Annotated in this window: 12 protein-coding genes and 2 pseudogenes; 5 read left to right on the top strand and 9 right to left on the bottom strand. The window is 60.6% G+C overall.

Annotation, left to right across the window (positions count from 1 at the left end):
• From NKI52_RS31980 to NKI52_RS31940, 9 genes and pseudogenes are all read right to left on the bottom strand, one after another.
• Positions 1–190: hypothetical protein (locus NKI52_RS31980; RefSeq protein WP_352700791.1), on the bottom strand; the 190-nt coding region annotated here is incomplete at its 3' end.
• Positions 191–1,253: 1,063 nt separating this feature from the next.
• Positions 1,254–1,388: a hypothetical protein gene (locus NKI52_RS31975; RefSeq protein ID WP_352700793.1), complete on the bottom strand. Its 135-nt coding sequence runs from the start codon at positions 1,386–1,388 to the stop codon at positions 1,254–1,256.
• A 368-nt stretch (positions 1,389–1,756) separates the two neighbouring features.
• Positions 1,757–1,885 (bottom strand): annotated as a pseudogene (locus tag NKI52_RS31970) (DUF736 family protein); the annotation flags it as partial.
• Between the two features lie 384 nt (positions 1,886–2,269).
• Positions 2,270–2,602, bottom strand: coding sequence for an antibiotic biosynthesis monooxygenase family protein (locus NKI52_RS31965; protein WP_352680159.1), 333 nt, complete (start codon positions 2,600–2,602; stop codon positions 2,270–2,272).
• A complete protein-coding gene (locus NKI52_RS31960) occupies positions 2,599–2,964 on the bottom strand; it encodes a 4a-hydroxytetrahydrobiopterin dehydratase (protein WP_352700790.1) in 366 nt (121 codons plus the stop codon). The genes NKI52_RS31965 and NKI52_RS31960 overlap by 4 nt, the downstream gene beginning before the upstream one ends.
• A 49-nt stretch (positions 2,965–3,013) precedes the next feature.
• A pseudogene (locus tag NKI52_RS31955) lies at positions 3,014–3,088 on the bottom strand (NADH-quinone oxidoreductase subunit D-related protein); the annotation flags it as partial.
• Positions 3,089–3,130: 42 nt separating this feature from the next.
• A complete protein-coding gene (gene groL, locus NKI52_RS31950) occupies positions 3,131–4,774 on the bottom strand; it encodes a chaperonin GroEL (RefSeq protein WP_352458343.1) in 1,644 nt (547 codons plus the stop codon).
• Between the two features lie 50 nt (positions 4,775–4,824).
• Positions 4,825–5,139 carry a co-chaperone GroES gene (locus tag NKI52_RS31945; RefSeq protein ID WP_023676575.1) on the bottom strand — a complete coding sequence of 105 codons (315 nt, stop codon included), beginning with the start codon at positions 5,137–5,139 and terminating at the stop codon, positions 4,825–4,827.
• Between the two features lie 640 nt (positions 5,140–5,779).
• A complete protein-coding gene (locus tag NKI52_RS31940; protein WP_352458344.1) occupies positions 5,780–6,217 on the bottom strand; it encodes a hypothetical protein in 438 nt (145 codons plus the stop codon).
• A 412-nt stretch (positions 6,218–6,629) separates the two neighbouring features.
• Between NKI52_RS31940 and NKI52_RS31935 the strand changes: the two genes are divergently transcribed.
• The 5 genes from NKI52_RS31935 to NKI52_RS31915 all read left to right on the top strand — a co-directional run bounded on the left by NKI52_RS31935 (position 6,630) and on the right by NKI52_RS31915 (position 11,721).
• On the top strand, positions 6,630–7,004 hold the full coding sequence (locus NKI52_RS31935) for a DUF1488 family protein (protein WP_023676577.1): 375 nt from the start codon (positions 6,630–6,632) through the stop codon (positions 7,002–7,004).
• A gap of 50 nt (positions 7,005–7,054) precedes the next feature.
• Positions 7,055–7,240, top strand: a complete 186-nt coding sequence (locus tag NKI52_RS31930) for a DUF3606 domain-containing protein (RefSeq protein ID WP_023676578.1) — start codon at positions 7,055–7,057, stop codon at positions 7,238–7,240.
• A 371-nt stretch (positions 7,241–7,611) separates the two neighbouring features.
• Positions 7,612–8,268, top strand: a complete 657-nt coding sequence (locus NKI52_RS31925) for an ABC transporter ATP-binding protein (protein ID WP_031211739.1) — start codon at positions 7,612–7,614, stop codon at positions 8,266–8,268.
• Positions 8,268–10,676 carry an ABC transporter permease gene (locus NKI52_RS31920; RefSeq protein ID WP_352700792.1) on the top strand — a complete coding sequence of 803 codons (2,409 nt, stop codon included), beginning with the start codon at positions 8,268–8,270 and terminating at the stop codon, positions 10,674–10,676. The genes NKI52_RS31925 and NKI52_RS31920 overlap by 1 nt, the downstream gene beginning before the upstream one ends.
• Positions 10,666–11,721 carry a lipocalin-like domain-containing protein gene (locus tag NKI52_RS31915; RefSeq protein ID WP_352587570.1) on the top strand — a complete coding sequence of 352 codons (1,056 nt, stop codon included), beginning with the start codon at positions 10,666–10,668 and terminating at the stop codon, positions 11,719–11,721. Before NKI52_RS31920 ends, NKI52_RS31915 begins: the two co-directional genes overlap by 11 nt.
• The last annotated feature ends 1,034 nt before the right edge of the window (positions 11,722–12,755 follow it).

Genomic DNA, 12,755 nt, shown 5'->3' with positions numbered 1-12,755 from the left:
GCAGCGTGCGCGAATTGACCGGCGCGCCGCCATGCCGCGTCCGGCCGGTGCGAACCTGGAATTGGTCGCTGTCACGATCTGCCATCACGACAGCATCGGGAGTCGAATTTCCCGCTTCAAGATGGCCGGAGCGCAGAGCGTGCGACGGCCCGCGAAGACTTGTTGTGGCGTAGACCAACGGATCGCACATCGCTGCGGCACTACGGGTTTGCGTTTCAGATCAATTGCATACCCGATGGCCGTGAGCCCCCGCACCTCACGTCATTCCGCCTGACGTCAGCACGGGCAGGAAAAAATAATGTGCAGACAGATACTTAGAGCGAAGCGAGGGCGAGCGCCAGCTCGCTTTATCTTGCCCTCGCTCCTCACTCTCGGTCCCGCTGTCCCGCTCCCGTCCTCCGCCATCTCTCCCCGTCCCCCTGAAACAACCCTCCCACTGCAGTTCCCGCGACGCAACAGACCGAAATGCGCTTGACCAGGAATGCCACTGCCAACGTGATGCTATGGAAGGGCACTGGACAAACAGGCTATCTGCGGCGGGTCTCGCAGCCGGACACACAAGCTATCCGGCCGAGGCTCGACCGCAGTTAAGTCAACTACGGCAACGTTCGTCGGCGACCGACTGTTGGGCGAATGAATCGCCGCGAACACTGCCTCTGCCGCAACATTCGCGTCACGGTCGCTACGCATTGCAACGTCATTCCGGATGTCGCCCGTGCGCGAAAACCGGCGAATGGAGGGCGCTCGCCTCGCCCGCTCCCTGCCGAGAGCGCGTCGGAATGGAAACCGCACCATTGATCAGCGATGCGCGCAGCTTCCCGGAAACCATGGATCAGCGGATAAGATCGTGCTGCTGGAGCGCGCCCGCCATTCACCATGCGTGGGAGGTTCCGCGCAAATAGCCGACGCCGAATGGGTGAGCCAAGCATGCAGACATCATTGTCATGGTGCTGCGGACGACAGTGCATACACCCTATCCTGACGCACAGGCAGTCTGCCGCCGTGCTCGCTTCAAGGGCAAGGCTTCGCCGGCCGACCTGCTTGCCGCAAATTGCGTCGCGATGAGCGTCCGCAGCCATTGGCAAGCGTCCCGCTGCCCTTGACCTTCGCTGCGCACGCCAGCCGCCTGACGGGAGATCGGGTCGGAGTGTTTAACCAGCGCCCGAGTTGACGCGAAAGGCTCGCTGAGGCGCAATAGGAGCATCCGATCAGCCTCGCTCGTCGCGCTCCGAGAGCCGGCTCCAGTGCAGGCCCTAAGCACTTTTCTCGGCATCGGATTGGAACAGAGTTGCGCGGATCGGGTTGCACGAAGGATGAATCGTCGATGCATACGGAGAGAAGGCGACAGCCTTCTCGCCGGTGCGATCCCACGCCGCACCGATCTCCATGTCTTTGTAGAGAACGCGGTGGTCTGGCATATTTTGGCATTCGATTTCTCGGCGGGCAGGATGGCAAGCTTCCCGTCGAGCGCCAGGGTTGAGATGTTGCCGAAGAAGCCGTCGTCGTTGCAGGTGAAGGTTCCGATCTGGGCCATTCCGTTGCACCTTTCATAAGCGTTGACGAAGTTTACTGCGAGCCGTCACGGCTCGCCGGAGAGCGTTGTGAACAAACCCAATCGCAGTTAAGTCGCCGGTGAGGAAGGCGCGCAAGGCACCTGCCAAAGTGTAACGTGCCGCATCTGACAGAGGTGCCAAGCAGTGGCGAACCTGAATATGGCGAAGCTCCGCCTTGCGGCGGGGCTTCGTGTTAGGTCGGATCACTCTGCGGCGCGGCGAGACCCGATGAGCGAGAACGCGCCCTCGGTGTCGGTCTCGACCGGGCTCGCAGATATCGGAGCGGAGAAGCTTGGATCGTCGAGCTTGACGGGGTAGTCGCGTCCCTCGCTCGAGGTCTTCTTCTATGCTGCCCCGAACTCGGTGTTATGCAGTGCGCCACGTAAGTTCGATGCGGAGTGAGGTGCCTTTGGCCCTTTTGGCCGATCCAATAACTCGATCCTTGTCTGGCACTTGCTTCTCCTCGCCCGGTGAAATCGAAATTTGTCCGGGACAATGGAACCGTGGACCCGAATGGCGCTGTCTTTCTTGATTGCCGTCAAATGTGGAACATCGACGTAGTGCATTGCGGATCGGCCCCCCAGGCCCGCCGGAGAGCACTGGTGCATGGAGGGGGCGTTGGTGCATGTAAATTCACCAGCTCATGTCGGGTGTCTCGACCCGGCGGTTCAGGTCACGTGGACGGCATGCCTACTGACCACTATCTATCACTTGGGCTACCATCGTACAGATGGGGATCGATCTCGTCCGTCACCTGATCGAAGTGACCCCACTCCTGCGGAATTTTGATGAGCCGATCGCAAGAGATCGCGACTCTGCCATTGGACGTAGTTGACGATGCGACGCCCGTCGAGGCTGCGATGCAGGCTGATTGAGATGAACCCAGGCTGGCGCGCCATAAAGCGCGCTCGCTCGGTCACGACGGACATGCCTCGGCCTGCTTGTCCGGTTCGGGCTCGATAACAGTGATCTGAGTTGCGGGCTGATCGTCGGTACGGATGTGTGGCATAAACGACCTCACTTGATTGGCAATGGATTTGCCGTGTCACCGTTGGCGGTCGAGGGGCCGCCCCGCGCGATCGAGCATCCGATCGATCTTGCTCGCCATGATGAAATCGTTCTCGTGCAGTCCTTTGATCTTCTTGGTGCTCAGGGAAACCGTCACATAACCCCAGCCGAAGCTGATGTCGGGGTGATGGCCCTCGATTTCGGCGAGCTCACCGATCTCCTGAACAAGGGTGAGCGCGTCCCGGAAATTGCGGCATCGAAAGCTCCGCTGGATGCGGTGGGCATCGTCACCCAGCTCCCAATCAGGAGCCTGTGCCTGGAAGCGTTGGGCTTCATCACGCGTGAGCGGCGGGACGCCGCCGCGACAAGGCGTACATGTTTTCTCGGCAAGAGTGTCGGTCATGTTCTTGTCTCCAAGACCATTTTTAGCAGCAAATACGACAGCGACGAGCCTATCGATCGATCTCCCCGAACACGATGTCGAGCGAACCGATGATCGCCGAGATATCGGCTCGCATGTGCCCGCGTCGCTGGCCTTCCGTCGTCCTGGCTATAGTTTCAGGCGCCGCTCAGTAGTCCATTCCGCCCATTCCGCCCATACCTCCCGCGCCACCCATAGCGGGCGAAACCTTCTGCGGAATGTCCGCGATCATTGCTTCAGCGGTGATCAGGAGCGCGGCAATCGAGCCGGCATCCTGCAGGGCCGTCCGAACGACCTTGGCGGGGTCGACGATACCGGCCTTGATCATGTCGACATATACTTCGTTCTGGGCGTCGAAGCCCTGATTGTGATCCTTGCTGTCGGAGAGCTTGCCGACGACGATCGAACCTTCAACGCCGGAATTCTCGGCAATCTGGCGGATCGGCGCTTCAAGTGCTCTCAGCACAATCGAAATACCTGCCGTCATGTCAGCATTCGCGCCAGTAAGCTCAGTCAAAGCTGCCTTGGCGCGCAAAAGCGCAACACCGCCGCCGGCAACGATGCCTTCTTCCACGGCTGCACGAGTGGCGTTCAGCGCATCATCGATGCGGTCCTTCTTTTCCTTGACTTCCGTCTCGGTCGCGCCGCCGACGCGAATGACAGCAACGCCGCCAGCCAGCTTGGCGAGACGTTCCTGGAGTTTCTCCTTGTCGTAATCCGAGGACGTTTCCTCGATCTGCAACTTGATCTGCTGGACGCGCGCCTGGATGGTGGCTTTCTCGCCGGCGCCGTCGATGATCGTCGTCGTATCCTTCTCGATGAGCACGCGCTTAGCCCGCCCGAGCATGTCGATCGTGACGTTCTCGAGTTTGATGCCGAGATCCTCGGAAATCATCTGGCCGGCGGTGAGCACGGCAATGTCTTCCAGCATCGCCTTGCGCCGGTCACCGAAGCCTGGCGCCTTGACGGCTGCGACCTTGAGGCCGCCGCGCAGCTTGTTGACGACCAGCGTTGCTAGCGCCTCGCCTTCGACGTCTTCCGAGATGATCAGCAGCGGCTTACCGCTTTGCACCACAGCTTCGAGGATCGGCAGCAACGCCTGCAAATTGCCGAGCTTCTTCTCATGGATGAGAACGTAAGGGTCCTCCAGCTCCGCGCGCATCTTCTCGGCATCGGTGACGAAATAGGGCGAGAGATAGCCACGGTCGAACTGCATGCCTTCGACGACATCGAGTTCGGTTTCGGCTGTCTTGGCTTCTTCGACGGTGATCACGCCCTCATTGCCGACCTTGTTCATCGCCTTGGCGATCATGGCGCCGACCGACGCGTCGCCATTGGCGGCGATCGTACCAACCTGGGCGATCTCGTCCGAAGATTTGACTTTCCTGGCCCTGGCTTGAATGTCCTTCACCACAGCAGCCACAGCAAGATCGATGCCGCGCTTGAGATCCATCGGGTTCATGCCCGCGGCAACGAATTTGGCACCTTCGCGCAGGATGGAAGCGGCCAGCACCGTGGCTGTCGTCGTGCCGTCGCCGGCGAGGTCGTTGGTCTTCGAGGCCACTTCGCGCACCATCTGGGCGCCCATGTTCTCGAACTTGTCGGCAAGCTCGATTTCCTTGGCGACGGCGACACCATCCTTGGTGATGCGCGGCGCGCCATAGGCCTTGTCGATGACGACATTGCGGCCTTTGGGGCCGAGCGTCACCTTGACGGCGTTGTTCAGAATTTCGACGCCGCGAAGCATCCGGTCGCGGGCATCGGTAGCGAATTTGATTTCCTTGGCAGACATGATTTTACGTCCAGTTCAGTCTTGAAATTGCGGGATCGGAAATCGCCCGGTCAGGCGGCTTTCTTGGCCGCTTTGATCTTCTCGACGATGCCCAAAATGTCGCTCTCCTTCATGATCAGGAGGTCCTCGCCGTCGATCTTGACCTCGGTGCCGGACCATTGGCCGAACAGGATGAGATCGCCGGCCTTGACGTCGAGCGGGATCAGCTTGCCGCTCTCGTCACGCGAGCCCGGGCCCACGGCGATCACTTCGCCTTCCTGAGGCTTTTCCTTGGCGGTGTCGGGAATAATGATCCCGCCCTTGGATTTGGTATCGCCTTCCGCGCGCCGAATGACGACGCGGTCGTGGAGTGGCCGGAATTTCATTGGGGGTTCTTTCTGCCGCCGCACATAGAGCGACTGCAACACTTAACATAGCCCCTTTGGCACTCGAATGATAGGAGTGCCAAATTTTTAATTCCTCAAACCGAAAATATTTGAAATGAAATCAGTCGTTTTTACCGGCGCTTTTGGCCGTCCGAAAGGCGGAGCTATAAGCAATTTTATTGTAATTCATCCCTCTTAATTTTGCCGACAACAGACTATATTAATCCGCAATTACGAGACAAACCTATCGAGCCTTGATTGAATGTGCATCGAGAGATATATACAGTTCGCGAAAATTTGGCACGATTTGGCTTTCCCGGTCCCGATCGACATAGGTCCGCGACCTCCGACCCACCATGAAGCACCGAATTTTCGACAGCGAATGTATAGCGCTTATCCGGCGCGCATGTCGCTCTGTTCGAGCCTTTGAACCACGGCGCTGACCACGGATGTACTGGCAGCATTGGGATCTTTCCGGTTCGGATGGAAAAGATGCAGGAGGGGCGTCGGCGTGCTCCTGCGGAAAGCCGCACCCCCTCATGCAACGCAGCCTCCCCGCGTGGGGAGCGCTTGCCCGCGCTACGGCGGCGGCTTTCCATGCGAGCCGCTTCAAAAATGATGCTGCGAAACGGCTCCGGCTTTATCCGACGAACGCCTCACGCATCCGAGCGAACATGCCGGGCTGTCTCCCGGCAATCGCCGCACGGATGTGACGGGCGGCCGTTACGGCGCTCACCGTCGCGCCGAAATGACAATAGCAGATGATCTCATGCAATTGCCTGTCGGTCAGTTCGAAGAACCGCTTCGCTTCGCCGTAGTTGTCGCTTTCCAACCCGGCGGCGCGGAGGACAGGATCCTCGAAAGCGACTGAGATCGGCGAGCCGTCGCCGCGCATGGCCCCGCGTGATCTAACCGGCTGATACTCGGTTTGGTGTAGCGTCGAGAGTCGCCGGTCAGGGTTCCGTTCAAGGAGCTCCGCCCAGCGTTCAAGACGTTCGCTGCGCGACATGGCCTGGCGCAGGTAGTCCTGATCGATCTCGGCGACGATCTGCAGTTGCTCAAGCGTCTGGTGCTTCATTTTAGCCTCCTATTCGGACGATAGTTGGCCCACCCATATCCTTCTTATACCTGCGGCCAGCGTGACTCCGACCGATCGTGAAGTCCAATCACGATGATGCTGGGAGGGCTTCCCCCCACAAAAATGCGGAGGCTTCGCAAAGATCCGGCCATTAATTTGGCGAACGCGGTCAAGTGCGCGGCTGTTCGACGATGTCGGTCTGGAGTCCGTGCCGATCGAGGTGATCGACGGGCAGAGTCTGTGCTAGAGTAGCCCGGCTCCATCGCTGGCCGGGCAGCGGGATCAAGCGAGTGGCAGTTTAGCTTCGAAACCGCCGTAATTCTGAACGCGCACAATGCGAAGAGACGCAAGGCCGCGAGCCTGCAACAGACGTTCGCTACGCGGTTCTTGACGGCTTGAGGTATGTTCAACCTTGGCGCTGACTTTTCCGAACCGAAGCCGCAGCTACGACGAGGCCGGACAATACCTCCATTTTCTCGGCTACGATGGCATGTTTGAAATGCCGTTCTTGATTGAGATTGAAGCGCTCGCGAACGCAAAACCGGAAGCAGCCACAGCCGAAGCGGGTTATTTGGCGACCTTCGATGCATCAAGGGACTCCATTCGTGATGTCGCGCGGAAAGCTTCCTCCCACGGCCGCAAGAACGTGTACCAGCCCAGAAGACCTCGACGCTTCGAACGGCGGACGAGCAAAGCGTTCCCCGTAAGGGATCGGCTTATCCCTGCGACCGCGGAGTTGTGCGGTTTCGACATGGTTGGCGACTACGTCCTTGTCCCCGTCGATTAGAGGATTATCCTTGACACGTTTGGGCGAGGCGATCGCCCATGGAGGTTGTCATGGCAGACGACAAGTCAAAGCGTGGTCCGCAAGACAGAGCACGGGTCGACGGTGGCGAAGACTATGAAGTCGGGTACCTCATGAAGAAGCACCATCTCGAACGGGCTGATGCCCTCAGGCTGGTAAAAAAGTATGGAAACAACCGCGCAAAGATCGAAGAGGAACTCTTTGCCCGAAAGGTTTGATCGCGTATTCCCGTGAGGCTGGCATAGAGCCAAGCACGCCTGAGTGTGACCAGGCTGCAGGCATAATCATGGCGCTTTTCAGCAACGGCATCGGCACTGCTGAGGAATTGAAGGCAGCGCTCCAGTTCCGTTTGGAGAGTGAGTTGCGACGGCACGGTCAACGCCTATCCCGCCTAGCTGAGAACCGCTCTAGATCGTAATTGTACATCGAATTCCAAGTGGAGGTCGCGTTAGATGCAAAACGCGAGCCTCTGAAGAAAACCATTGTCCAATTAAGGCAGTGGGTTTGGAGGCTGTATGAAAGGGGTCGTTGTTTGGCGCTATTTCACTGGCATGCCGTGTCAGAAGCACGCGGGCCTCCGGGGAGTAACATGCTGCTGAGGCTGGACCAGATCGACAAATTCTACCCCACTGGCGAAGGGCCGTTGCATGTTCTGCACGGGATCGATCTTTCGCTGGAGGCGGGCAAGAGCCTTGCGCTGACCGGCGAGTCTGGCAGCGGCAAGAGCACGCTTTTGCACCTCGTTGCAGGGCTCGACAGCCCTGATGCGGGAGAAATCCACCTTGGCGGTACCAATATTGTGGGGCTGAACGATACGGCCCTTGCCGCCCTGCGGCGGGGAACAGTCGGACTTGTGTTCCAGCAGTTCAACCTGATCCCTTCGCTTGATGTGGCAGCCAACCTTGCCTTTCAGGCTCGACTTGCCGGCCGTCCTGATCCGGCGTGGCTGAAGGTCCTTGCTGAACGGCTGGGCCTGGCCAAGGTCCTAACGCGCTACCCTGAACAGCTGTCGAGTGGGCAACAACAGCGGGTGGCGATTGGGCGGACCCTAGCCGTTCGGCCCCGGCTGGTTTTGGCCGATGAGCCCACGGGCAATCTCGATGAGGCAACAGGGGACGCTGTACTCGATCTTATGCTGTCGCTGGTGGCTGAAACGGGTGCCGCCCTGTTAATGGTTACCCATTCCAACCGTCTGGCAAACCGGCTGAACGCCCACGTTCACCTGCACGCGGGACGGCTGGCTTGATGGTGTGGACCGGGTTGTCAGCGCTCTTGTCGCATTGGCGCAGGCGGCCTGTCCAACTGGCGATGCTGCTTTTGGGGCTATCGCTGGCAACGGCGTTGTGGTCAGCGATTCAGGCGATCAACGGTGAGGCGCGGGCGAGCTATGACCGTGCAGCGGCGATCCTTGGGCAGGACCGGCTCGCGCAACTGGTGCGTGAGGACGGGACCCGGATGGATCAACAGGTGTTTGTGAGACTGCGGCGAGCAGGCTGGCTGGCTTCGCCGGTGATTGAAGGTGAAATGCGGTTTGGGGATGTGCGGTTGCGCGTCCTCGGCATTGACCCACTGACTTTGCCGCCGCAGGCGCAGCAGGTGGATGTTGCAGTGGGTGATGAGCTATTGCCGTTCATCACGGCGCCCGGGGTGCTCTATGCAACTCCGGAAACCGCGGCACGACTAACCGAGCAAGCAACACCTCCCGTGCGCGTGGCCGAGGGTTTGCCGCCTGGCACAGTCCTCACCGACATCGGGCAGGCGCAGGTCTTGCTTGGGGCAAAGGACAAGATCTCTCGTCTTTTGCTCTGGCCGGACCAACCGATTGGCCGTGCCCCTCTAGAGGTGACAGCCCCCGGCCTGACCCTGCGCGAGCCGAGTGAAACGGGGGATCTTGCCAGGCTGACCGACAGTTTTCACCTGAACCTGACGGCTTTCGGTTTTCTTGCCTTTGCGGTGGGGCTCTTCATCGTGCATTCCGCCATCGGTCTGGCTTTTGAACAGCGCCGCCCGGTGTTTCGCACGCTGCGCGCACTGGGCTTGCCGGCCCGCGTGCTGGTCCTTTTGCTGATCGCCGAGCTGCTGATCTTCGCCCTCCTCGCGGGATTGGTGGGCGTGGCACTTGGCTATGTAGTCGCCTCGGCCCTTTTGCCCGACGTCGCCGCCACCCTGCGCGGACTTTACGGGGCCGATGTGCCGGGAACGCTGTCGATCCGCCCCGCAGTGTGGGCAGCGGGGCTGGCGATCGCGGTAATCGGCACGCTGGTAGCGGCCGCACAAAGCCTCTGGCGGCTATGGCACCTGCCGCTGCTTGCGCCGGCCCAGCCTCGGGCCTGGGCGCGGGCTTCGGAGCGGGCCCTGCGCGCGCAAGGCGTGGCTGCGATGGTGCTCCTGTTGACGGCGGCGGGAATTGCACACTTCGGATCCGGCCTCGAGGCGGGCTTTGCGCTTCTGGCGGCACTGCTGTTGGGGGCGGCACTGGCGCTGCCGCTCGTGCTGACGGGGATATTGCACCTTGGCGGCCGCTTGGCGCGTGGACCATTGGCTGAATGGTTTTGGGCCGACACGCGTCAACAGCTTCCCGGCCTGTCATTGGCGCTAATGGCACTGCTGCTTGCGCTGGCCGTCAATGTGGGCGTCAGCACGATGGTGTCGAGCTTTCGGCTGACCTTCACCGGCTGGCTCGATCAGCGTCTCGCCTCAGAGCTTTACGTGACCGCCCGCACCGAAGCAGAGGCCACGGCGATACGCGACTGGCTGGCCCAGCGCAGCGACGCGGTCCTGCCGATCTGGAGCATTGAGGGCCGGGTCGCAGGCCAGCCCGCGGCAATATACGGCGTGGCCGATCATGGCACCTATCGCGACAACTGGCCGATCCTCTCTGCAGTGCCGGGGGTGTGGGACCGGATCGCCACAGGCGACGGCGCCCTGATCAACGAACAACTGGCGCGGCGCCAGGAGTTGGGCTTAGGGGACCAGATCACGCTGCCCGGTGGCTGGCGGGCCAGCATCGTCGGCGTCTATGCCGACTATGGCAACCCGATCGGCCAAGTGATCATCGGGATCGACACACTGCTCCAGCACTATCCTGACGTCTCCCGCCTGCGCTATGCCATTCGGATTGCCCCCGGCAAGGCCGAAGCACTGGCTGCGGGTTTGCGGGCGGAATTCGGGCTGCCCGCGCAGAACGTGATTGACCAGGCCGGGATCAAGGTCTTTTCGCTCAAAGTGTTTGAGCGCACATTCAGAGTGACAGCCGCGCTGAATGTGCTGACGCTGGGAGTCGCGGGGCTGGCGATGTTTGCGAGCCTCATGACCCTGTCGGGGATGCGCCTACCGCAACTGGCGCCGGTCTGGGCCATGGGTCTGCCCCGCCGCCACCTCGTATGGCTGGAGCTTTGGCGCGGCTTGTTGTTGGCAGCCTTGACCATGCTGGCCGCTCTGCCTGTAGGTATCGGGCTCGCCTTTGTTCTACTGGCGGTGGTGAATGTGGAGGCTTTTGGCTGGCGTCTGCCGATGCACCTTTTTCCCGGTGACTGGGCGCGGCTGGCGGCGCTCGCGTTGGTGGAGGCCGGACTTGCAGCCGCCGTGCCTGCCTGGCGGCTGGCGCGTCTTTCGCCATCGGATTTGCTGAAGGTATTTGCACATGAGCGTTAGAGCATTGCTGATCTACATGAGCTTGGCCGCACCTGCCTTTGGCCAGGGTTTTGCTGGGCTTGGCACAGAGGCTGACGGGTTTTCAGTGCCGCAGCCGGGGACTGCATTCAACTTTCCGGCAGACCACGGCCCGCACCCCGGTTACCGGATCGAATGGTGGTATTTGACGGCCAACCTGCAAGCTGCGGATGGAGCGGACTATGGCGTGCAATGGACTCTTTTCCGATCCGCCCTGGCCCCGGTGGAGCGGTCCGGCTGGTCCAGTCCGCAGCTTTGGATGGGCCACGCCGGGCTGACGACGCGAACGCGCCAATTCGTGGCCGAACGGCTGGCACGGGGCGGCATCGGCCAGGCGGGGGTTTCGGCTGCACCCTTTGCGGCCTGGATTGACAACTGGCAGATGGCAGGTCGGGCCCTGCCAGAGGCGGATGCGCTGTCGGCGCTCGATCTGCACGCGGCGGGACAGGCGTTTTCCTACGAACTGGCACTGGACGCCAAAGGCCCTCTGGTGCCGCAGGGAGTGCAGGGCTACTCGGTGAAATCCGAGAAGGGGCAGGCGAGCTATTACTACTCGCAACCATTCTACCACGTGACCGGTACACTGACCCTTCCGGCGGGCGTGATCGCGGTGTCCGGTCAGGCGTGGTTGGACCACGAATGGTCCTCGCAGCCGCTGGCTGAGGATCAGACCGGGTGGGACTGGTTCTCCTTGCATTTCGACAGCGGCGAAAAGATGATGGGCTTTCGCCTGCGCGACGGAGGCGCGGGCTTTACATCGGCCACATGGATCAAGGCCGACGGCAGGCCGCAGCCGCAGGCCCCCGGCGCGCTAAGGGTGACGCCGCTCGAAACGGCGGCAGTCGCGGGACGTAGCGTGCCGATCCGCTGGAGGGTGCAATTGCCGGAAAACGGAGTGGATGTGACCATCCGGACGCTAAACCCAGAAGCCTGGATGGACACACGCTCTCCCTATTGGGAAGGCCCGATCCGATTTGAGGGCACCCATGCCGGGCGCGGCTATCTCGAGATGACAGGCTATGAGTGACTGGAGGACACTGCTCAATCGCGAGATCGCGACGGTTGGCGAATTGCCGAAAATGGAGAAGGTTAGTTTCCAGCGCCCTTCCCTCTACCACCACCTCAAACCCACTATCTCAGGTAATGGCTCTGGCGATGTAGCGGTCCTGCGCCGCCACCTACCACTACATGGCTCCGAATTGCGGATCGATGTTGCGTGGCCGGAGATGGGCGCGCATCTGCGTAGTGCAGAGTTGCCGCGAGCGTGTTTTCCGATTTCTACGTCGAAGCACCACCGCTGCACGCGTCAATCTTGTCGGTGTCGATCTCCATGCCAAGCAGTCTAACACGCGAAACGGCGTCTGCCGCGGTCCACACCGGATGGTTACGCTGCACGGCGCATTCTGCCGATGATTGAGGTTCATGAAGGCCTTCCCGCAAAATATGCGCCTTAATGCCCGGCCTCACGGCCTCACGCAATCCAGACATTTTCAAACTCGCCACACGAAAAAACCGCCTCGGTTAGACCGAGACGGTTATCGTACTATGACAGAAGTGGTTGCGGGGACACGCAACCACCGATACCGACATCATTAACGTGACGATTTGACAGGTCCAGGCCAGCATTGCAGGGAGGCGACTTGGTGGGCTCGGAGGGATTCGAACTCCGCGCTTGGAAAAGCGTCCCTCTCGTCTTCACCGTGCAGGCCGCTTACTCTGGGCGGCAGAGTGCCCTTCCGCGCTTCGCCAAACCTGCCGTGGGAAAAGCCTTGCCGTTTTTTCCGGCGGGGCTTTGATCAGATCGCGACTATTAGTGATTTATGCTGGAACTGGTTGCGGAGGTCTGGAGTCGGACCGATTTGCGCCGATTAAGAAGCCCGTCAGCAAACGAACTCGGTCACAGCACTGTATTGGCGGTATCCCTCTAGCGACTTGAACGCCCCGGCCGTTGCTTAGGTCGCGCCCACCCTTTTGCACGATAGTGTGCTGAAGGTTCTGCAAAAAGTTTTGGAGAGAGAACGGCGCTTGCTCTGAGGGGCGAGCGGCCATGGCACGGTGGTG

The sequence above is a fragment of the Mesorhizobium sp. M0590 genome (assembly GCF_040320905.1).
In the GTDB taxonomy this organism is placed as follows: domain Bacteria; phylum Pseudomonadota; class Alphaproteobacteria; order Rhizobiales; family Rhizobiaceae; genus Mesorhizobium.
Note: the sequence above shows the minus strand (reverse complement) of the source record. Positions and strands in the feature narration are given on the sequence as shown.